The organism is Faecalibacillus faecis (assembly GCF_003024675.1).
Classification (GTDB): Bacteria; Bacillota_I; Bacilli_A; order Erysipelotrichales; family Coprobacillaceae; genus Faecalibacillus; species Faecalibacillus faecis.
Map to the genome: position 1 here is coordinate 1 of NZ_PYLP01000001.1, position 18,869 is coordinate 18,869.

At 29.4% G+C, this 18,869-nt stretch carries 23 protein-coding genes and 7 tRNA genes; 16 read left to right on the forward strand and 14 right to left on the reverse strand.

Translation table 11 applies throughout. The features are described 5' to 3' along the window. Window positions 1-7: 7 nt before the first annotated feature. From C7U55_RS00005 to C7U55_RS00030, 6 genes are all read right to left on the reverse strand, one after another. Window positions 8-83 (reverse strand) — tRNA-Phe (locus C7U55_RS00005). Window positions 84-89: 6 nt separating this feature from the next. After that, a tRNA-Asp gene (locus C7U55_RS00010) sits at window positions 90-166 on the reverse strand. Between the two features lie 4 nt (window positions 167-170). Next, window positions 171-247, reverse strand: a tRNA-Met gene (locus C7U55_RS00015). 18 nt (window positions 248-265) lie between these two features. Then, window positions 266-358, reverse strand: a tRNA-Ser gene (locus C7U55_RS00020). Window positions 359-425: 67 nt separating this feature from the next. Further along, a tRNA-Ala gene (locus C7U55_RS00025) sits at window positions 426-501 on the reverse strand. Between the two features lie 10 nt (window positions 502-511). Then, window positions 512-588: transfer RNA gene (locus C7U55_RS00030), tRNA-Pro, on the reverse strand. A 144-nt stretch (window positions 589-732) separates the two neighbouring features. Between C7U55_RS00030 and C7U55_RS00035 the strand changes: the two genes are divergently transcribed. Beyond that, window positions 733-1,716: an HD domain-containing protein gene (locus C7U55_RS00035; RefSeq protein WP_106986784.1), complete on the forward strand. Its 984-nt coding sequence runs from the start codon at window positions 733-735 to the stop codon at window positions 1,714-1,716. Window positions 1,717-1,764: 48 nt separating this feature from the next. On the opposite strand, the gene C7U55_RS00040 is transcribed toward C7U55_RS00035, so the two are convergent. The 3 genes from C7U55_RS00040 to C7U55_RS00050 are packed head-to-tail and all read right to left on the reverse strand — an operon-like array spanning window position 1,765 to window position 2,739. Then, window positions 1,765-2,373, reverse strand: a complete 609-nt coding sequence (locus C7U55_RS00040) for a manganese catalase family protein (RefSeq protein ID WP_106986785.1) — start codon at window positions 2,371-2,373, stop codon at window positions 1,765-1,767. Next, on the reverse strand, window positions 2,331-2,612 hold the full coding sequence (locus tag C7U55_RS00045; RefSeq protein WP_106986786.1) for a spore coat protein CotJB: 282 nt from the start codon (window positions 2,610-2,612) through the stop codon (window positions 2,331-2,333). Before C7U55_RS00045 ends, C7U55_RS00040 begins: the two co-directional genes overlap by 43 nt. Next, a complete protein-coding gene (locus C7U55_RS00050) occupies window positions 2,605-2,739 on the reverse strand; it encodes a spore coat associated protein CotJA (RefSeq protein ID WP_106986787.1) in 135 nt (44 codons plus the stop codon). The genes C7U55_RS00045 and C7U55_RS00050 overlap by 8 nt, the downstream gene beginning before the upstream one ends. Window positions 2,740-2,846: 107 nt before the next feature. On the opposite strand from C7U55_RS00050, the gene C7U55_RS00055 reads away from it, so the two are divergent. From C7U55_RS00055 to C7U55_RS00070, 4 genes are all read left to right on the forward strand, one after another. Continuing rightward, window positions 2,847-2,920 (forward strand) — tRNA-Trp (locus C7U55_RS00055). 128 nt (window positions 2,921-3,048) lie between these two features. Continuing rightward, window positions 3,049-3,927, forward strand: coding sequence for a LysR family transcriptional regulator (locus tag C7U55_RS00060; RefSeq protein WP_106986788.1), 879 nt, complete (start codon window positions 3,049-3,051; stop codon window positions 3,925-3,927). A gap of 86 nt (window positions 3,928-4,013) precedes the next feature. Further along, window positions 4,014-4,955 (forward strand): NAD(P)H-binding protein, encoded by a 942-nt coding sequence (locus C7U55_RS00065; protein ID WP_106986789.1) that lies wholly within the window; start codon window positions 4,014-4,016, stop codon window positions 4,953-4,955. A gap of 9 nt (window positions 4,956-4,964) precedes the next feature. Next, window positions 4,965-5,903 carry an NAD(P)H-binding protein gene (locus C7U55_RS00070; protein ID WP_106986790.1) on the forward strand — a complete coding sequence of 313 codons (939 nt, stop codon included), beginning with the start codon at window positions 4,965-4,967 and terminating at the stop codon, window positions 5,901-5,903. Between the two features lie 63 nt (window positions 5,904-5,966). Here C7U55_RS00070 and C7U55_RS00075 read toward each other — a convergent pair whose 3' ends face one another. The 5 genes from C7U55_RS00075 to C7U55_RS00095 form a co-directional block, all read right to left on the reverse strand. Next, window positions 5,967-6,443, reverse strand: a complete 477-nt coding sequence (locus C7U55_RS00075; RefSeq protein ID WP_162297374.1) for a VanZ family protein — start codon at window positions 6,441-6,443, stop codon at window positions 5,967-5,969. Window positions 6,444-6,492: 49 nt separating this feature from the next. After that, complete coding sequence (locus C7U55_RS00080) at window positions 6,493-7,893, reverse strand: hypothetical protein (protein WP_106986792.1); 1,401 nt, start codon at window positions 7,891-7,893, stop codon at window positions 6,493-6,495. Beyond that, window positions 7,886-8,773: an ABC transporter ATP-binding protein gene (locus C7U55_RS00085; RefSeq protein WP_106986793.1), complete on the reverse strand. Its 888-nt coding sequence runs from the start codon at window positions 8,771-8,773 to the stop codon at window positions 7,886-7,888. Before C7U55_RS00085 ends, C7U55_RS00080 begins: the two co-directional genes overlap by 8 nt. Beyond that, window positions 8,770-9,138: a GntR family transcriptional regulator gene (locus tag C7U55_RS00090; protein WP_032091623.1), complete on the reverse strand. Its 369-nt coding sequence runs from the start codon at window positions 9,136-9,138 to the stop codon at window positions 8,770-8,772. Before C7U55_RS00090 ends, C7U55_RS00085 begins: the two co-directional genes overlap by 4 nt. Window positions 9,139-9,228: 90 nt before the next feature. Further along, entirely contained in the window at window positions 9,229-10,041 is an 813-nt protein-coding gene (locus tag C7U55_RS00095; RefSeq protein WP_106986794.1) for an AAA family ATPase, read from the reverse strand. A gap of 161 nt (window positions 10,042-10,202) precedes the next feature. On the opposite strand from C7U55_RS00095, the gene C7U55_RS00100 reads away from it, so the two are divergent. From C7U55_RS00100 to C7U55_RS00150, 11 genes are all read left to right on the forward strand, one after another. After that, on the forward strand, window positions 10,203-10,712 hold the full coding sequence (locus C7U55_RS00100; RefSeq protein WP_106986795.1) for an AAA family ATPase: 510 nt from the start codon (window positions 10,203-10,205) through the stop codon (window positions 10,710-10,712). Further along, window positions 10,705-10,998 carry a Dabb family protein gene (locus tag C7U55_RS00105; protein ID WP_162297375.1) on the forward strand — a complete coding sequence of 98 codons (294 nt, stop codon included), beginning with the start codon at window positions 10,705-10,707 and terminating at the stop codon, window positions 10,996-10,998. The genes C7U55_RS00100 and C7U55_RS00105 overlap by 8 nt, the downstream gene beginning before the upstream one ends. Further along, window positions 10,995-11,504 carry a GrpB family protein gene (locus C7U55_RS00110; RefSeq protein ID WP_106986797.1) on the forward strand — a complete coding sequence of 170 codons (510 nt, stop codon included), beginning with the start codon at window positions 10,995-10,997 and terminating at the stop codon, window positions 11,502-11,504. Before C7U55_RS00105 ends, C7U55_RS00110 begins: the two co-directional genes overlap by 4 nt. A 3-nt stretch (window positions 11,505-11,507) precedes the next feature. Next, entirely contained in the window at window positions 11,508-11,906 is a 399-nt protein-coding gene (locus C7U55_RS00115) for a hypothetical protein (RefSeq protein WP_106986798.1), read from the forward strand. Between the two features lie 9 nt (window positions 11,907-11,915). After that, on the forward strand, window positions 11,916-12,452 hold the full coding sequence (locus C7U55_RS00120) for a phosphohydrolase (protein ID WP_106986799.1): 537 nt from the start codon (window positions 11,916-11,918) through the stop codon (window positions 12,450-12,452). A 74-nt stretch (window positions 12,453-12,526) separates the two neighbouring features. Further along, window positions 12,527-13,441, forward strand: coding sequence for a hypothetical protein (locus tag C7U55_RS00125; RefSeq protein WP_106986800.1), 915 nt, complete (start codon window positions 12,527-12,529; stop codon window positions 13,439-13,441). Window positions 13,442-13,593: 152 nt separating this feature from the next. Then, window positions 13,594-14,448, forward strand: coding sequence for a zinc dependent phospholipase C family protein (locus C7U55_RS14160; RefSeq protein ID WP_318025899.1), 855 nt, complete (start codon window positions 13,594-13,596; stop codon window positions 14,446-14,448). 44 nt (window positions 14,449-14,492) lie between these two features. Continuing rightward, window positions 14,493-15,428, forward strand: a complete 936-nt coding sequence (locus C7U55_RS00135; protein WP_318025901.1) for an MFS transporter — start codon at window positions 14,493-14,495, stop codon at window positions 15,426-15,428. 60 nt (window positions 15,429-15,488) lie between these two features. Further along, window positions 15,489-15,788, forward strand: a complete 300-nt coding sequence (locus C7U55_RS00140; protein WP_158565552.1) for a helix-turn-helix domain-containing protein — start codon at window positions 15,489-15,491, stop codon at window positions 15,786-15,788. Between the two features lie 70 nt (window positions 15,789-15,858). After that, complete coding sequence (locus C7U55_RS00145; protein WP_106986802.1) at window positions 15,859-18,345, forward strand: heavy metal translocating P-type ATPase; 2,487 nt, start codon at window positions 15,859-15,861, stop codon at window positions 18,343-18,345. Between the two features lie 2 nt (window positions 18,346-18,347). Further along, a complete protein-coding gene (locus C7U55_RS00150) occupies window positions 18,348-18,611 on the forward strand; it encodes a metal-sensing transcriptional repressor (protein ID WP_048923456.1) in 264 nt (87 codons plus the stop codon). The last annotated feature ends 258 nt before the right edge of the window (window positions 18,612-18,869 follow it).

An 18,869-nucleotide genomic window follows, 5' to 3' on the forward strand; every position in this document is an offset into this window, starting at 1 on the left:
AAAAAAATGGTGGTTCCGGGCGGAATCGAACCACCGACACGAGGATTTTCAGTCCTCTGCTCTACCGACTGAGCTACGGAACCATCATTTGGCGGTCTGGACGGGACTCGAACCCGCGACCTCCGCCGTGACAGGGCGGCATTCTAACCAGCTGAACTACCAGACCATTTTGGTTGCGGGAGAAGGATTTGAACCAACGACCTTCGGGTTATGAGCCCGACGAGCTACCAGACTGCTCCATCCCGCGATATTAAATTTTAATAAATGGCGGAGATTGAGGGATTCGAACCCCCGCAGGACGTTAATCCTCTGCTGGTTTTCAAGACCAGTCCCTTCAGCCAGACTTGGGTAAATCTCCGGGGTATGAACCGAATGCTCTAGCCAACTGAGCTATCCCGCCATAATATTGAATAAAAATATTTAATTGGTGGAGCCAAGCGGGATCGAACCGCTGACCCCCTGCGTGCAAGGCAGGTGCTCTCCCAGCTGAGCTATGGCCCCGATTTTTAAATGGTCGGGAAGACAGGATTTGAACCTGCGACCCCCTGGTCCCAAACCAGGTGCACTACCAAGCTGTGCTACTTCCCGTTGCTGCCCTTACAATTATACATATATTTTTATTTTAATCAATACTTATTTAAAAAATATTTAATAATTTTCTTCATTCTTTTTTATAAGGTTAAAAAAGAATGATACAATGTAGATAATTACACAGTAAGGAGAAAATAAAAAATGGATCAATTATGGAAAATTTATTATCAAGAGATGCCTGAATTTATAAAAGTACTTATACAAACACCTTCTTTGCAACGATTAAAAGATATTGGAATGAACTGTGGGGTAGAATATACAAATTTTTCCTTTTTTCAAAATATTATTCCTTATTCACGCTATGAACATAGTATCGGTGTTAGCTTAATTGTTTATCATTTTACCCATGATAAAAAACAAACTGTTGCTGGATTGCTACATGATATTGCAACACCTGTCTTCGCTCATACAATTGATTTTTATCATCAAGATCATCTTAAACAAGAATCAACTGAATTTGACACAAAAAAGATCATTGAACAAGATCAACTTCTTGTTTCTTTATTAAAAGAATACGATTTAATAATAGAAGAAGTTTGTAATTATCATCTTTATCCTCTTTGTGATAATGATTCTCCACAATTATCAGCGGATCGTTTGGAATATACATTAGGAAATATGTATAGTTATGGCTTTTGTACGTTAAAAGAGATTCAAAATATATTTAATGATTTAAAAGTTAATGATTTACAAAATGAAATTATTTTTAAACATGAAGAGATAGCACATTTCTTTACAAAAAAGATGCTTCAATGTAGTCATGTTTATGTTATGGATGAAGATCGTTATGCTATGGAATATTTATCTTATCTTATTAAAAAAGGAATCAAAAAGAATGTTGTTTCTGAAAGAGATTTTTATTTAAAAGAAAAAGAATTTATTGATATGTTAAAGAAAGATCAAGAAATAAAGAAACTGTGGAAAAATTATCAAAAGTTGAATAAAGTAGAACATGGGAAAAATACTGATTATTTTTGTGTCAAAGTTTTTGTAAAGAAAAGATATATTGACGTCTATGTAGAAAATAAAGGAATAATATCGACAATAAATCAACACATCAATAAAGAAATTCAACAGTTTTTACAGCTTGATTTTAATTATTTTATGTATGGAAAAAGTGAATAGCGTGCATAAAAGGTGAATAACGCATGCGTTATTCACCTTATTCATGTTTTATTCACATCTTGTTTGTTTTAATGCAGGGTTGTATGCATAATAATTTTTCTTATTTAATTGGCTTTTTACATATTCAAGAGCTTCTCCAAAACGTTGATAATGCACAATTTCTCTTTCACGTAAGAAACGAATAACTTTATTAACCTCTTCGTTTTTGCTTAAAGAAAGAATATTGTCATACGTTGTTCTTGCTTTTTGTTCCGCTGCCATATCTTCTGTTAAGTCGGAGATAGGATCTCCTACGGATTGGAAAGTATCTGCATTAAAAGGAATACCGGCACTATTTGTTGGATAAACGCCAAGGGTATGGTCAGTAAAGTAAGCATCCAATCCGCCATCTTTAATTTCTTTAGGTGTTAAACCATTGGTAAGTTGATAAAAAAGTGTACTAATAATTTCAACATGGGCAAGTTCTTCTGTTCCTATATCTGTAAGTAAAGCTTGTACACGAGGATAGGGCATGGTATAGCGTTGACTTAAATAACGAAGCGCAGCTCCCAGTTCACCATTAGGACCTCCTAACTGTGACATCACGATTTTTGCTGTCTTGGCATCAGGTCTTTTTACATTAACGGGATATTGCAAGCGTTTTTCGTACAACCACATGTAGATTCTCCTTTCATCCATGGAAATGGCTCATTGATATAATTCTTTAAGTTTTTCCCATCTCTATTTGTAAGGGCACCACCATTTTTTAAATACGTTTCTTTCATTTTTAAAAGACGTTTCATCCCCTCGTTATAATATTTCATTGCTTCTTGATCGTCAGGATGTGTATCTAAAAAGAGTGTAACTTCTTGAATACAAAAATCAAGTTTGCTGATTTGCATAAGTGTTTCATTCATGATACATCACCCATGGTTTATCAAGTTGTTTAAAAATTGTGCCTTTATCAAAAGCAACATTCATTTGATAAATATCTTTGAAAGGTTGTATTTTGATAGAGGCGATTGTTAATTCTAATTCATTCATATTTAACCTCCTCAAAAATACTATATGTATTAATTTTTAACATTTATAGTGAAAATACCTATTGCATATTTATTTTTATTATGATATATTAATTAGGCAAACCCAATAGGGGTATAGTTCAATGGTAGAATACCGGTCTCCAAAACCGTTGATGTGGGTTCGACTCCTACTACCCCTGCCAGTTTGTTTAAGGCACATCTTGGATGTGTTTTTTATGTGAATAGAATGTGAATGAGGTGAATAACTTAAGTTATTCACCTTTTTGTGCACAATTGTGAATAAAATGATATGATAAGTAGGGTGATATAGATGTTTAAACAAGTTATTTATTATTTTATAGCTGTCGTTGAAGAAGGAAGTTTTTCAAAAGCAGCAAAGAAGTATTATCTTTCGCAGTCTGCAATTTCTCAACAAATTACAAAACTAGAAAATGATTTAGGGTTTTTATTATTTAATCGAAAAACATATTACCCTACTCTTACAAAAGAGGGAAAAAGATATTATCAACTTGTAAAGAAATTGATGAATGATTATCAAAATGAATATGAAGATCTTAAAGAAAATTTAAAAAAGGATGTTTTAACAATTGGAATTACAGGTCCTTTTGAAAAGAAACATGTTCCATTTATTGTAAGGCATTTTAAAGAAGAAAATGCTATTTCTATTGATATTAAAGCATTTAATTTACGGACATGCATGGAAAAATTAAATGCGAGGGAGATTGATATAGGATTTGGTTTAAGTAATAATTTTAAAAAATATCCAGATTTAATTTATCATACAATTTATCATTCACATATATGTGTTGTTACTTCTTTAGATCATCCTTTATGTCATAAAGAATTTGTGATTACAAAAGATATAAAAGATGAACCCTTGATTATTCTTTCTAAAAAACAAGGGGAAGATTATTATCATGATTATATGGAAGCTTTTCGTTTGGATGGTGTGGTTCCTTATATAAAAAAGGAAGTAGATGATTTAAATGAATATATAATGGCAATTTCTTTAGGGGAAGGAATCGGTCTTTCTGCCATGGAAGTTATTAACGAAAACGATCAGGTTGTTGCCATTCCATTAAAAGAAAGTCATCATCATGCTGATTATGCAGTTGGATATCATCAAGATAATGTAAAAAGTTCTGTAAAAAATTTTATAAGATATGTAGAAGATTATTTTAGACTATAAGAAAAACTTATAGTCTTTATTACTTTTTAATGAGTGTTTCATTAAAAAAATACATGATATAATTTTCACATGAGGAGGCAATGAAAATGAGTAAAGTAATTGTTACAGGTGTAGATGGAAATTTTGGAAGCTATGTTGCAAGCCATATTGAAAAATTGACATCTAAAGAAAATTTAATATTTACATGTCCTTTTGAAGAAGGATTAACAGAATGGAAAGAAAAAGGTTATGATTGTCGAGTAGCTAATTTTAATCATTATGAAGGATTAGAAGAAGCTTTTAAAGGTGGAGATGCGATTTTAATTATTTCATCACCATTTGTTGGGGTGAAACGTCGTAATGCGCATAAAAATGCAGTAGATGCGGCTATTAAAGCGGGTGTTAAAAAAATTGTTTATACATCTTTAGTTAATGCACAAGATGAAGAAAATCCAAGTATTGAAAAAATTGATCATGCTTATACAGAAAATTATATTGCAAATAGTGGGGCTGATTTTGTTTTCCTTAGAAACTCACAATATGCAGAAGCGATGATTACAAGTTATTTTGCAGCAACACAAACTGGAAATACGATGACAAGTTGTCAAGGTGAAGGACATATGTCTTATATTTCAAGAAGAGATTGTGCTAAAGCAGCAATGTATGCTTTAGTAAGAGAAGATTTACATTATGCAACTTTAAATATTAACGGACCTGAATCTATGACATTACAAGATTTTGTAGATGCAGGAAATAAAGCAAGTGGTTTAAATATTAGCATTCAAAATGTAACTGAAGAAGAAACTTATGCTGCTTTTGATGCGATTGGTGTACCAAGAAATACAGATGGACATTTTGAAGAAGATTCACCGGCACCTTATTCATCAGATGGTATGGTAACATTTGCAAGAGCAATTCGTTTAGAAAAAATGTCAACACATACACATGTTTTTGAATGGTTAACAGGGGATCAACCTCGAAGTGTTTCATATATGTTTGAACATAGTGATGATTATCAAGTTGGTAAACGTAATAGTACAGATAAATAGGAGTTTTTTATGAGTAAAATTGTTATTAATGGTGTAGATGGAAATTTTGGTTCATTAGTTGCTCAATATGCTTTGGAATTAATGAATAAAGAAGATCTTGTGTTTACAGCACCAAAAGAAGAAAGTTTAAAAGAATATGAAAAACAAGGAATTAAAACAGCAATTGCTAATTTTAACGATCCTGAAGGACTTGTAAAAGTCTTTGAAAATGCTGATAAAGTTTTATTGATTTCAATGCCTTTTGTAGGTAAAAAAAGAAGACAAGCTCATAAAAATGCAGTGGATGCTTGTGTAAAAGCAAATGTTAAACAAATTATTTATACATCTGTTTTATCAGCAGCGCATCCATTTAATCCAAGCATTGAAAATGTTGATCATTCTTATACAGAAGCCATTATTCAAAATACATCGCTTGATTATATCTTTTTAAGAAACTCTCTTTTCGTTGAAGCTTTTACCAGTGATTATTTAAGAGCAGTAGATGCAAAAGAAACAACAATTTCTAAAAATATGGGTGAAGGACGTGTATGGTTTATTTCACGTAAGGATTGCGCTTATGCAGCAGCTTGTGCTTTAAATAATCATTTATTACATCGAGCTGTTTTAAATATTAATGGTTTAGAACCATTATCTTATGGAGATTTCTTAGCTATTGGAAACAAAGCAACAGGAAATCATATCACTTATACAAAACTTACTGACGATGAACTCTATGCTTATTTTGATTCTATTGGTGTTCCTAGAAATACAGATGGAGATTTTTCAAAGAGTCCAATCAAAGCAACATCAGAAGGAATGGTTACTTTTGGAACAACAGTTACACAAGGTTATTTAGATGTACCTGTCAGTGATTTTAGTTCGCTTACAGGAAGAAAACCTTTATCTATTCAATATATTTTTGAACATGTAGATGATTATTTATTAGGTGATCGTCATCCAACAGAATAAAAAAATGAGGGAGACCTCATTTTTTATTGTGCACAATTGTGAATAACTTGTGATTTATGTGCATTAATTGTTTATAAGAATAATAATGATCAAAGAAACAAATAAAATCGTTACAATAGCTGCTAATGCTAAAATAATTTTATTGGTCTTCTCTTTAAAAATCTTTTTTAAAAGATAATAAAGACCAACACCGACAAGTACTCCTGTTGTATTCGTAATTAAATCTGTAATATCACTTGCCCCTATACAAAAAATATATTGAGATAATTCTAATGAAAGGCTTAATAGAAAACCAAGAAATATTGTTCGATCACTATTAGTATTTAATGTTTTTAAATAAAGCCCAAAAGGAATAAAAATAATCAGATTATCAAGAACTTCTCTTATTTGATAAGTTGTCTTATTTGGATAATAGAAGGGAATTAAATTAATGCTTCTAAAATGTGGTAATTGATCAATAGAAACAGATAATTTAAAAAGTATGATCCAAATGACTAAAAATATGTAAATAGTAAATAATATATGTGTAGTTTTTTTCATAAAGACTCCTTCTATAAAAATAGGTTGATGAAGCATCAACCTATTTTAATTAACTTTTAAATTTGTAAAGATTGTATTTAGCCACTAAATCTAATACTTTTTCAATATTTTTTTCTTCGATAACATAATCACGACTTGCATATCTACCTAGATCAGTTGGTGATTGAATTGAATAAGAAACACCTATTGTATAAAAATTTTTATTGATTGGATCATTGTAAAAATCATCATATTTTGTAATGAGTTTTTGATTGATAATATCGTTTATAAAATTCACGAAATTTGTATTATCTTTAGATGATTTCTTTGGACCAGTACTATAATTAATATCAGTTACATCGATTCCTTTATATTTAAGTTCAGTTTTTGTTTCATAGTTAGTCATAAATGAAAAACTAAAACTAGCTGATCTAATTGAGGAAGTAGATGGTACTTCATAAATTGAATGAAATCCTTTTGTACTGGCATAAACACTTGAAAAACCGATACAACTTACGACTAAAAGAATAAAGATCGTTGGGATTTTCCAATTAAAGTAAACTTTTCTTTTAGAAAAATAATACATAATTAAATAAATCATAAAGATTATTGTAAATGATAGAACATTTGATTTGAAATCTGTGGTATACATAACAAGTAACATCGCAAATGTTCCAAGAATAATAATTGATGGATACATAAAGAATGATTTTGTATGTGATTCACTTTGTTCAACTGTACGCTTGATAAATAAGCGATAGTTTACAAAAGAGAGAACTAAACTGATGATCAACCAATAGATTGATGAGATATGAGTTACATGTAGTTCTATATATTTCATTTGCGCTAATCCATTATAAGGAATACTTAAATAATAAAGAATATCATTAAGACCTTGTGTATAATTTCCTTCACCAAGCATCATTTTATATACGATATTTGTGGCACAGTTATTAAGTGCAATAAAGATAAGCAAAGGAAGAAAAATATAAGCAAATGAACAAATAAAGTTATCAACACTATTTTGTGTTAAAAGAGTAATTGTTGTAATAAAAGTATTCATCGCAAACATATGGACGATTGTTATAATTATTGCTAGAATAAAGGCGCCAATAGAAATACCCATTTTATAAGCGAAAATGCCTTGTGCTATGAGTTGATAAATAACAACAGGTAAAATGGTTGCAAAATAAGAAAATAAACTTGTTGTTAAGTAAAGTGATTCTTTCTGTATTGGTAAGGAAAAGTAAAGAATATTACTTTTCTTTTTTTGTAAAAAAGAAAATAAATAAATAGGTACAATACATGATAAACTTAATCCATAAACAAGAGAGAGTGTGCCTGTTAAATCTAATGAAGGTGTATACTCATTAAATACCCAAAAAGGAATAATGATACCAACGACATAAATAAGAATAAGATATTTCTTATTTTGTTTTATTAAATATTTAAAATAATCTTTATTAATCATAGACACCATACCCCTTTCTTTCCATTTCATAAATAAATATTTCTTCTAAATTTACAGGTAAAACTTCTAACATAATTGGATTGAACATTCTTAAATAATCTTTAATTTCATTGATGTCTCCTTTAACAACCATATTAATCACACGAGATTGTTTATGAAAAGATAGAACATCTAAATGACTAAATTCTTCTTTATTTAATTCTTCTTTAAAAGCAATTTGTATTTTATGAATATGATCTTTAATATCATAGAGATCACCCGATGTTGTCATACATCCATTTTCTAAAATACCAAAACTATCACAAATATCTTCCAATTCTCTTAAATTATGAGATGAAATAATAACTGTCATATTTTCATCAATCATTTGATTTATAGCTTTTTTAAAGGCTAAACGCATAACAGGGTCTAATCCATCAAAAGCTTCATCTAATAGTAAATATTTTGGTGCAATTGCAAGTGCTAAAGCAAACATCGCTTGTCTTTTCATTCCTTTTGAATAATCTTTTAAAGGTTTATTTTGTGGTAAACGGAATAAATCGACATAATGTTGGTACGTTTCTAAATTAAATTGTGGATAAAAAGTAAGATAGAAATCTTTCATTTCATCAATAGAAGCAAAGTGGAAATAGTAAGGATCATCACTAATGAATAAAATATCTTTTTTTACATCAGGATTTTCATAAACTTCTTTTCCATCAAACAAAATACTTCCTTCATCACATTTAGAAATCCCATTTAATAAATAAAGTAAGGTTGATTTACCAGCCCCATTAGGACCAATCAAACCAAAAATACTTCCTGAGGAAATTGTGACATTTAAATGATTTAAAACATTTTTATTTTCAAAAGATTTCATCACATCTTTAATTTCAATCATACAGTTTCCTCCTTATATACTTCTTCAATAATTTCTAATAATTTATCTTTGGTAATTTGATGCTTTTTCATTTCATTGACACATCCTTTAAAATCATCTAATTTATCATCTTTAATCAATTGATCAGTTTGATTATCAGCAATAAAACATCCTTTTCCTTTAATGGAATAAATATAACCTTGGTTCTCTAATTCTTGATAAGCCTTAGAAACAGTATTAGGATTAACACCAATATCTGTTGCAAGAGATCTTACCGAAGGTAATTTATCATTAGGAAGTAAAATGCCAATAGAGATAAATTCTAAGATTTGTTTTTTGAGTTGTTCAAAAATAGGAACTTTACTTTGAATATCTATTATAAACATAGAACCCTCCTAACTGTATTAGTGTCACTAGTACACTAATACAGTATAATACATTTAGTATTTTGTCAATAAGGTAAAGAAAAAAAGAACTCAATCATTGAATTCTTTTTCGTGTTTTTTGAAAAAATCATAAAAATAGCGAACATTTTCTAATTTATACCAAGGGGTAACTTCGTATTCTCTTGCATCTAAATTATAGATTTTAGCGTTTAAAGTACCTAACATAAAAGGAGAGTGTGTCGCAATAATAAACTGACACCCTAAATAATGTGTGAGTTCATTAATTTCTTGAGCTAAAGCAACTTGATTTGCAGGAGATAAAGAAACTTCGGGTTCATCTAATAAATAAAGAGCATTTGGTAAAAGATATTCTTGAAAGAACTGTAAAGAGGTTTCACCATTGGAATACTTTTCTTGAGAAAAAATGATATTTTCAATACGTTGTTCTTTCTTTTTATTTAAAACACTTTGTGCTTTTTCTAAAGATAATCCTTCTTGCATATAATCATAAGTTAAACCATGTTCTAAAATAGCTTTTTGTTGTATTTTTTTAATTTCATATAAAATATCTTCACTTTTAATATAACGACTATTTTCAGGTAGTTGATAAAAAGGAATACCATCTTCATTGCTGCCTAAGCTATAGGCACATTCATTTTCAAATCTTTCACAATAATTTTCATAGTAAGCATTACTTGCAGGCATTTCTTTTCCTTTTATTTTTAATTTACCAGCAATGATGTTAAGAAGTGTGGATTTTCCACAACCATTATTTCCATAAAAAATGGTAATAGGTGCAAAAGAAAAAGGCTCTATGTACTTATCTCTAAAGACATTATAGGGATAAATATTAGGATTTTTGAGTGTTTGATGGCTTAATTTAAAACTACTTAAATAGATCATAGAATGAACCTCCTTTAATAATTTTATTATATTGAACTTTCAATATAAAAACAATTGAGAAAGTTAATAAAAATTATTATTTTTGTTTAAACAACTAAAGAAAGAAGTTATATAATTATTGATAAATATTTTGTATAATATTTTAAAAAGAAGGGGAAGCTATGAAAAAATTATATTTAATAGGTGGAACGATGGGTGTTGGCAAAACAACAACGTGTCAGGTCCTTAAAAGAAAATTAGATAGAAGCGTTTTTATAGATGGAGATTGGTGTTGGGATATGCATCCGTTCATGGTTAATGAAGAAACAAAAAAGTTAGTTTTAGAGAATATCTGCATGTTATTGAATAATGATTTAAAATGCAGTGTATTTGATCATATTATTTTTTGTTGGGTCATGCATGAACAAAGTATTATTGATGTTCTACTTTCACATCTTGATTTAAAAGATGTAAAAGTGATATCTATTTCTTTAGTTTGTCAAAAAGAAGCTTTGGAAAAAAGAATTCAAAAAGATATCGATCAAGGAATTAGAAAACCAGATGTCCTTGCTCGTAGTGTGGAAAGATTAGAAATGTATCAAAAATTAAATACATATAAAATTGATGTTTCTAATAAAACAATTGAAGAAATTGTTAAAGAAATAATAAAAGTAGGTGATGAAAATGATTAGACATATTTTATTTTGGAATTATACAAAAGAAGTTAAAGAAAACCATTTAGAAAAAGAAACACTTCAAAAATTAAAAGAATCGGTTCAAACTTTAGAAGAAATTGAAGGCTTATTATGTGTGGAAATGGAAGAAAACTTGACTTCAGGTTATGATCTTGTTTTTTATAGTGAGTTTGAAAATTTAGAGGCATTAAAGAATTTTCAAAATCATTCATTACATGAAGCACATAAAAAGCGTTGTAGGAATCTTGTTTGTGAGCGTTTATGTGGAGATGTTGAAAGATGAAAACAGAACATATTGAAGTTGTAGATTATGATTCGAAGTGGGTAAATGATTTCAATCAAATTAAAGGGGAAATAGAAGATGTTTTAAAAGATTTAGTACTTGCTGTTGAACATGTAGGAAGCACTTCTGTTCCTTTACTAGCAGCTAAACCAATCATTGATTTAGATGTTGTTATTGATCAAAATGATTTAAAAGAAGTTATTTTTCTTTTAGAAAATCATGGTTATATTTATGAAGGCGATTTAGATCTTAAAGATCGCGAAGCTTTTAGATATGAAGGAAAAGAGCATTTAAGAACACATCATCTTTATGTATGTCCACAAGATTCTAAAGAATTGAAACGACATCTTGCTTTTAGAAATTATTTAAGAAAACATCCAAATATTGTAAAAGAATACGGTAAAATTAAAAAAGAAGCAGCAAAGTTGTATCCAAATGATATTGAAAAATATTGTATGTATAAATCACAAATTATTGAAAAAATTTATAAGGAAATAGGTCTATAAAAAATGAAGAAAAGTTATAAAGGATTTATTGCCTGGTTGGTTTTGTTTTGTGTAGGTATGTTTGTAATCATCTTTATTGATATCAAGAATATAAATTTAGTAGGTTTGGTTTTAGGTAATTATATGTTTATAACTCTTGCCGTTCTTACGGGCATGATTTATAAAAATGAGGCAATCTATTGGTATACAGGGATTTCTTATCAAGAAGCATGTGCGGTTACAAGCAAGCAAAGAAAAGAGTATGCGTATAAACATTTTATAAGATTTTTAATGGTTTGTTTAGGTTATTTTGTTTATTCAATTATTGCCTATTTTTTATCATTTTCATTTGGCATGAGTATCATTATTTGTTGTCTTTTAATGACAGTTTGCGCATTAAGTACGGTGTCAATTAAGTTATAGGAGTATTTTATGAGTTGTATTACGACATATACAAAAAAATATTTTGATCCATTAAATGTTGATGAAAGTTTATTAGATATTAAAGATATTGCACATGCACTTTCTTTAATATGTCGAGGAAATGGACATGTTCAATATTTTTATTCCGTAGCTCAACATAGTCTTGCTTGTGCTAAGGAAGCAAAGACAAGAGGATATAGTAAAGAAGTTATTTTAGGATGTTTGTTGCATGATGGAAGTGAAGTTTATTTAAGTGATGTTACAAGACCGATAAAAAAAGAACTTACTTATTATTTAGAAGTGGAAGATGCTTTACAAAATGTTATTTGGAAACATTTTATTCAAAGAGATTTAACAAAAGAAGAAACTAAATTAGTTTTTGAAATTGATGATGAAATGTTATCTTTGGAACTAAAAGAATTATTAAATGATGAAATCAATCGGAATTATTTAAAGTTGCAAAGAAAAGTTGATTTAAGTTTTGTAGCTTTTGAAACAATTGAAAATGAATTTATAGAATTTTATAAAGAGACGATGGAAATTTAAAATCGTCTTTTTCTTTACCCTTTCCTTATTTCTGTGTTAAAATTTGAGTATATATTTTTAAGGGGGACTCTTATATGGAACATGTTACATTTGATGAATTTTTTGATTTTGTAAAGAATGAAGATGCTGATTGGTATATTCCTGGCTTAAAAGAATATTTTGAAGGTTTAAATCAAGATGAAATTTATATACAAGACAATTTTTTGGGAAAACTTGTTTTTCAATTTAATAAATTTGAAAATAATTTAAAGAAAGCTGTTTTTGATAAGTTTATCTGTTATAAAAAAATGATGGATGAAAAAGAAAAAAGCAAACTTAAAAACAGTGCTAATGAAATAGCCAATGTTGATTTAGAAAGTGCTTATTCTTACAATGAACTTTTTGACAATGTTTCTCATAACAAATTATTAGAGGATATCAATAAATATAATAATTGTGGGGATGTTGATTCTGGTTTTGGAATAGAATTAAGATTTAATGAAATACATGAAGAAGAAACTTTTAACCAAGGTTCTTTAGATATTATAGGAAGTGTTTCATTTAACTCACATAAAAGTGGAAAAGTCTTTGATTTTCCATTTACAATGACCATTGGTTTAGATTCAGACTCTTATTTTGAAAAAGAGGGGGATATCTATAAGATATATAAATTTAGGGAGTTCTATGCTTTTTCTAAAATCTATGGTACAGAAGATACAATACATTATAGATATAGAAAAAATGATTTTCCATTAGAAAAATATGGTACATATGGTGTACATGTTGATAGTGATATTCCTTTTGCTGGTGATAAGTATTCAATTTATATGTTTAGAAATGACTATGCCCCATTTAAATATGCTTTCCAATATGACTGTCTAACTCATTTAGTTAAATCTGAACTTGGGAAAGAGCTTTTAGAAAATGGTGCTAAAGAAGATTTATTAAGAATTCTATACAATAGGATAGCTTATGTTGTTGATGAAAGCCTTATGCCAAAATATGATTAAGATGTTATCTTTAAAACAATTGAAAATGAATTTATAGAGAAACGATGGGATGAATCATCGTTTTTTTACTTTTACTTAACATTTCTTTTCATAAAAATGATAGTTGATTATCTTAAAAATAAGTATGCTTTTTCTAAATTAAAGAAAGGGAAATGAAAAAAATGCCATCAACTTATGCACATTATCGATTTGGACAAGAAGTTTTAAAAGAACTACCAAACGATATCAAAAAAATAATTATAAAAAATAAAGAACGCTATGATATTGGACTACATGGTCCAGATCTCTTGTTTTATTATTTACCATTAAAAACCAATGAAATTAATTCAATAGGTTATAACATGCACGAAAAAACAGGAAAAGAAGTATTTGATACTTTTAGAAAAATGATGACTTCTAAAAAACAAATCAATCATTACCTAGCTTATTATTATGGATTTATTTGTCATTTTGCCTTAGATGCAACGTGTCACGGTTATATTGAAAAAAGAATTCATGAAAGTGGAGTATCACATGGAGAAATAGAAGTTGAATTTGATCGTTTTTTAATGATTGAAGATGGATTAAATCCTATCTCACATCATTTGACGAATCATTTAGTGGCGTGTGAGGAAAATCCAAAATGCATAGAAAGTACTAAAAAATTAAATGAGCTTTATCACATTGGTAAAGAAAGAGCGTTACAGCTTTTAACAGAAAATAATACTAATAATGATTTATATCATTACACATTCAGTGGAAAAGAGGAAAAAATGAGATTTAAAATGACAAAAGAAGAGAAAAACTGGGTCTTATATGATGTAGGAAACTCAGCATTTGTTCTTCTGGTATCAACAATCATGCCAATTTATTTTAATTACTTATCAGAAAAAGCAGGGCTATCTTCTATTGATTATTTAGCTTTTTGGGGTTATGCTGCATCAATTGTTACAATTATTGTTGCTTTTTTAGGACCGGTCTTAGGGACTTTAGCTGATACAAAAGGTTATAAAAACCCATCTTTATAATCACTTTATTAATTGGTTGTATTGGATGTTTTTTACTTGGTTTTATTAAACAGTGGCTATTCTTTTTAATTGTTTTCATTATTGCTAAGATAGGTTTTTCCAAAAGCTTGATTTTCTATGATTCGATGCTTTCTGATGTAACAACGCCTGAACGTGTAGATCATGTTTCTTCTCAAGAATATGCCTGGGGTTATATTGGAAGCTGTGTTCCTTTTGTTATCTGCCTTCTTCTTGTTTTAAATGCTGGAAAGATTGGACTATCTATGGAAATGTCAATGATGATTTCTTTTGCTATTATTGCTTTTTGGTGGTTTGGTCTTACTTTACCACTATTAAAAACTTATCAACAAAAATATTATGTAGAAAGAAAACCCCATGCGATGCAAAACAGTTTTAAACGTTTATTTGAAACGATAAAAAATGTTAGAAAAGAAAAAAAGATTTTCTTATTCTTACTTGCGTTTTTCTTTTACATAGATGATGTTTATACCATTATTGATATGGCTACAGCCTATGGAACAGCTTTAGGTTTTGAAAGTACCGGATTGTTATTAGCTTTATTATTAACCCAAGTTGTTGCTTTTCCTTTTGCTATTTTATTTGGAAGATTATCATCAAAATATGAAGCAGCTAGACTAATAAGAGTTTGTATATTAGCTTATTTGGGTATTTCAATTTTTGCGATTTTCCTTACAAAACAATGGCAATTTTGGTTGTTAGCTGTTTTAGTAGGAATGTTTCAAGGAGGTATTCAATCTTTATCAAGATCCTATTTTACAAAAATCATTCCTTTAGAAAAATCAGGAGAATACTTTGGGTTAATGGATGTTTGTGGAAAAGGAGCTTCGTTTTTAGGAACAATAGTTGTTGGTGTTTTATCACAAACAACAGGTCAAATTAATCTTTCTCTAGGAGCTCTATCTGTTTTCTTTATGTTAGGAATTGTATTTTTTAGAATGTCTGAAAAAAGAGAAGGTTAGTGAACTACAAGTTCAATGACAGTCTTCTTTTTTTATTTTAAAATAATAGTGGTGATAGAAATGAAGAAAAAATTAATAAATCCTTTAAAAATAGGAAAGAATTTAAAAAGATGTGTTGATCAAATGGGGTATAAAGTAAAAGATATTCAAGAGTATTTATGTTTAGAATGTCCTCAACCAATTTATCGTTGGTTTAAAGGAAGTACATATCCTTCAATTCATCATTTATATGCATTAAGTTGTTTATTTGGGGTAAGTATGAATGAATTAATTGAAGAAGATGAGAGAAAAGAATGGGGTTATCGTATTTATCAAATGAAAGAGGGGAAAATGACATTAGAAAATCAAGAAATTTTGTAAGCGTATTTCTTGATTATTTTTTAGTATTCAAGTATGATATAGATACCCTATAGGGGTGGGAGGTGTAGTAATGAAAAAGAAATATGATGTCGTTGGGATGACATGTAGTGCTTGTTCAGCTCATGTAGATAAAGCAGTAAGAGGGTTGGATGGTGTTGATGATGTTAATGTCAATTTATTGCAAAACTCAATGACTGTTGAATTTGATGAAAATAAACTAAGTGAAAGTCAAATTTTTGAGGCCGTAGATAAAGCAGGTTATAAAGTTCAAAATATTGGTGAAAAACAGGTTTCAAATGTTCAAGAAAATGAAAATGAGCATAAAAAGAAGAATTTGATTTTATCATTTATTTTCTTGATTCCTTTATTTTATATCAGTATGGGACATATGATAAATTGGCCTTTACCAAGTATTCTCTTAGGTCATGAAAATATGATGATCTTTGTTTTAGTTCAATTATGTTTAGTTGTTCCTATTATGTTCATCAATAGAGGTTATTATATTCGAGGCTTTAAAACTTTATTCAATCGTAGTCCAAATATGGATTCTTTGATTGCCTTAGGTTCTTCAGCAGCTTTTATTTATAGTTTATATGCTACTTTTATGATGGCTTATTATCTAGGAAGAATGGATATGGATATGACCCATCATTATATGATGCAACTTTACTTTGAATCAGCAGGAATGATTTTAACATTAATTTCTTTAGGTAAATATTTAGAATCACGTTCTAAACAAAAGACTTCAGAAGCGATTGAAAAATTGATGAAGCTGATGCCTTCAACAGCTATTGTCTTAAAAGAAGGAAAAGAAGTTGAAATAGCCATTGAAGATGTTCAAATTGGTGATGTTGTGATTGTTAAACCAGGTAACAATATTCCTTTGGATGGAAAAATCATTCAAGGACATGGTTCAATCAATGAAGCGATGATTACAGGAGAAAGCTTACCAGTTGATAAAACAATTGGAGATCAAGTTATTGGTTCAACCAATAACCTGGATGGTTATATGCAAGTAGAAGTTAGTCATACTTCAGATGATACAACGCTTTCTAAGATTATTCGTTTAGTAGAAGAAGCAGGTGCTTCTAAAGCGCCAATTGCGAAACTTGCCGATAAGATCAGTGGTGTCTTTGTACCAACCGTTATTACAATTGCAATCATTACTTTCATTTTATGGTTGACCCTTGGAAATAAAGATTTCCACTTTGCTTTAAACTGTGCGATTTCAGTTCTTGTTATTTCTTGTCCATGTGCCTTAGGGCTTGCCACTCCTACAGCAATCATGGTTGGAACGGGGAAAGGGGCTAACTTAGGTATCTTAGTTAAATCAGCACAACATTTAGAAGAACTTTCTAAATGTGATACGATTGTTTTAGATAAGACGGGAACACTTACTGAAGGAAAACCTCAAGTTACAGAAGTTTATCCAATGGGTGTAAGTGAAAATGATTTATTGAAATATGCGGGTTCGATTGAACAATATTCTAAACATCCACTTGCCAAGGCGATTCATAGTTATGTTTTAGAACAAGGTTTATCTATTGATTCATTAGATCATTTTGAAATGAAACAAGGTCTAGGACTTGTAGGTGACTTAAAAGGAGAAATTCTTTTATCAGGAAATAGACGTTTGATGGAAAAAAATGGTGTTGATCTTTCTTCGATTGAAAATCTCTATAAAGAATTATCATCTAAAGGAAAGACACCTTTATTTTATAGTTATGCCGGTCAACTTATTGGTTTAATTGTTGTTTCTGATGTCTTAAAACAAACAAGTAAACATGCTATTGATTGTTTAAAAGATATGAATATGAACATCTATATGTTAACAGGGGACAATCAATTAACAGCCAATGCCATTGCTGATGAATTAGGTATTGAAGCCATTGGTGAAGTCTTACCACAAGATAAAGAAAAACATGTAAGAGATTTACAAGAAAAAGGACATCGTGTTATCATGGTTGGTGATGGAATCAATGATGCACCAGCCCTTGTAAGAAGTGATGTTGGTATTGCAATGACTTCTGGTATTGATATTGCGATTGAATCTGCTGATATTGTCTTAATGAAAAATGATTTACAAGATGTTGTTGTGGCTTATGAACTATCAAAAGCGACAATTAAAAATATTAAAGAAAACTTATTTTGGGCATTCTTCTATAATGTCATTGGTATTCCTGTTGCTGCAGGAGTGTTCTATTCAATCTTTGGCTGGTTATTAGATCCAATGTATGGAGCAGCAGCAATGTCATTAAGTTCTGTCTTTGTTGTATCGAATGCACTTAGATTAAGATTCTTTAAACCAAAACATCAAATTATTAAAATACAAGAAAATAGGAAAAAGGAAGAAAAGAAAATGAAAAAAGTATTAGTAGAAGGAATGATGTGTGAACATTGTAAAGCACACGTAGAAAAAGCATTAAATGCTATTGATGGTATTCAAGCAACAGTTGATCTTGAAAAAAACTGTGCTTTTGTAGAAGGTGAAGCTAACGAAGCAACACTAAAACAAGCTATTGAAGAAGCTGGATATACTTATAAAGGAATTGAATAAGTATGATGGCCGATAAAAAACAGGTCACAAGACTTTTAAAAACGGCAAGAGGACAAATTGATGGTATCTTAAAAATGGTGGAAGAAGATCGCTATTGTATTGATATTTCACATCAAATCATGGCAAGTGAAGCTATTTTAAAAAGAGCCAACAAAGAAGTCTTAAAAGCTCATATGACACATTGTGTACATGATGCAGTCAATAGTGAAGATTGTGATCAAAAAGTAGAAGAAATGATTAAAGTATTAGATAATTTATTGAAATAAGAAATCTTGAAAAAGGTTTCTTGTTTTTTTGCGTAAATAAGTATAGTACCGTCTTATATAAGACGGTATTTAGAAACTTGTGGGTTTATAATGTAGATAAAAAAGAATATCTAATAAGATAAATATTTTAATTGCAAGGCGTGGATGGTACAATTTTTAATATAAAATAAAAAAAGTTCCGAAGAACTTTTTCTAATCACCTAAGTGATGTCATGTTACTGACGCTTTAGCATAAGCTTTATTTTAACTGTGTTGTGT

Excerpts from the sequence above, each read along its gene's own strand:
- C7U55_RS00035 (WP_106986784.1), top strand. The coding sequence starts at position 733 with ATGGATCAATTATGGAAAATTTATTATCAAGAGATGCCTGAATTTATA.
- C7U55_RS00040 (WP_106986785.1), bottom strand. The coding sequence starts at position 2,373 with ATGTGGTTGTACGAAAAACGCTTGCAATATCCCGTTAATGTAAAAAGA.
- C7U55_RS00045 (WP_106986786.1), bottom strand. The coding sequence starts at position 2,612 with ATGAATGAAACACTTATGCAAATCAGCAAACTTGATTTTTGTATTCAA.
- C7U55_RS00050 (WP_106986787.1), bottom strand. The coding sequence starts at position 2,739 with ATGAATGAATTAGAATTAACAATCGCCTCTATCAAAATACAACCTTTC.
- C7U55_RS00060 (WP_106986788.1), top strand. The coding sequence starts at position 3,049 with ATGTTTAAACAAGTTATTTATTATTTTATAGCTGTCGTTGAAGAAGGA.
- C7U55_RS00065 (WP_106986789.1), top strand. The coding sequence starts at position 4,014 with ATGAGTAAAGTAATTGTTACAGGTGTAGATGGAAATTTTGGAAGCTAT.
- C7U55_RS00070 (WP_106986790.1), top strand. The coding sequence starts at position 4,965 with ATGAGTAAAATTGTTATTAATGGTGTAGATGGAAATTTTGGTTCATTA.
- C7U55_RS00075 (WP_162297374.1), bottom strand. The coding sequence starts at position 6,443 with ATGAAAAAAACTACACATATATTATTTACTATTTACATATTTTTAGTC.
- C7U55_RS00080 (WP_106986792.1), bottom strand. The coding sequence starts at position 7,893 with ATGATTAATAAAGATTATTTTAAATATTTAATAAAACAAAATAAGAAA.
- C7U55_RS00085 (WP_106986793.1), bottom strand. The coding sequence starts at position 8,773 with ATGATTGAAATTAAAGATGTGATGAAATCTTTTGAAAATAAAAATGTT.
- C7U55_RS00090 (WP_032091623.1), bottom strand. The coding sequence starts at position 9,138 with ATGTTTATAATAGATATTCAAAGTAAAGTTCCTATTTTTGAACAACTC.
- C7U55_RS00095 (WP_106986794.1), bottom strand. The coding sequence starts at position 10,041 with ATGATCTATTTAAGTAGTTTTAAATTAAGCCATCAAACACTCAAAAAT.
- C7U55_RS00100 (WP_106986795.1), top strand. The coding sequence starts at position 10,203 with ATGAAAAAATTATATTTAATAGGTGGAACGATGGGTGTTGGCAAAACA.
- C7U55_RS00105 (WP_162297375.1), top strand. The coding sequence starts at position 10,705 with ATGATTAGACATATTTTATTTTGGAATTATACAAAAGAAGTTAAAGAA.
- C7U55_RS00110 (WP_106986797.1), top strand. The coding sequence starts at position 10,995 with ATGAAAACAGAACATATTGAAGTTGTAGATTATGATTCGAAGTGGGTA.
- C7U55_RS00115 (WP_106986798.1), top strand. The coding sequence starts at position 11,508 with ATGAAGAAAAGTTATAAAGGATTTATTGCCTGGTTGGTTTTGTTTTGT.
- C7U55_RS00120 (WP_106986799.1), top strand. The coding sequence starts at position 11,916 with ATGAGTTGTATTACGACATATACAAAAAAATATTTTGATCCATTAAAT.
- C7U55_RS00125 (WP_106986800.1), top strand. The coding sequence starts at position 12,527 with ATGGAACATGTTACATTTGATGAATTTTTTGATTTTGTAAAGAATGAA.
- C7U55_RS14160 (WP_318025899.1), top strand. The coding sequence starts at position 13,594 with ATGAAAAAAATGCCATCAACTTATGCACATTATCGATTTGGACAAGAA.
- C7U55_RS00140 (WP_158565552.1), top strand. The coding sequence starts at position 15,489 with ATGAAGAAAAAATTAATAAATCCTTTAAAAATAGGAAAGAATTTAAAA.
- C7U55_RS00145 (WP_106986802.1), top strand. The coding sequence starts at position 15,859 with ATGAAAAAGAAATATGATGTCGTTGGGATGACATGTAGTGCTTGTTCA.
- C7U55_RS00150 (WP_048923456.1), top strand. The coding sequence starts at position 18,348 with ATGATGGCCGATAAAAAACAGGTCACAAGACTTTTAAAAACGGCAAGA.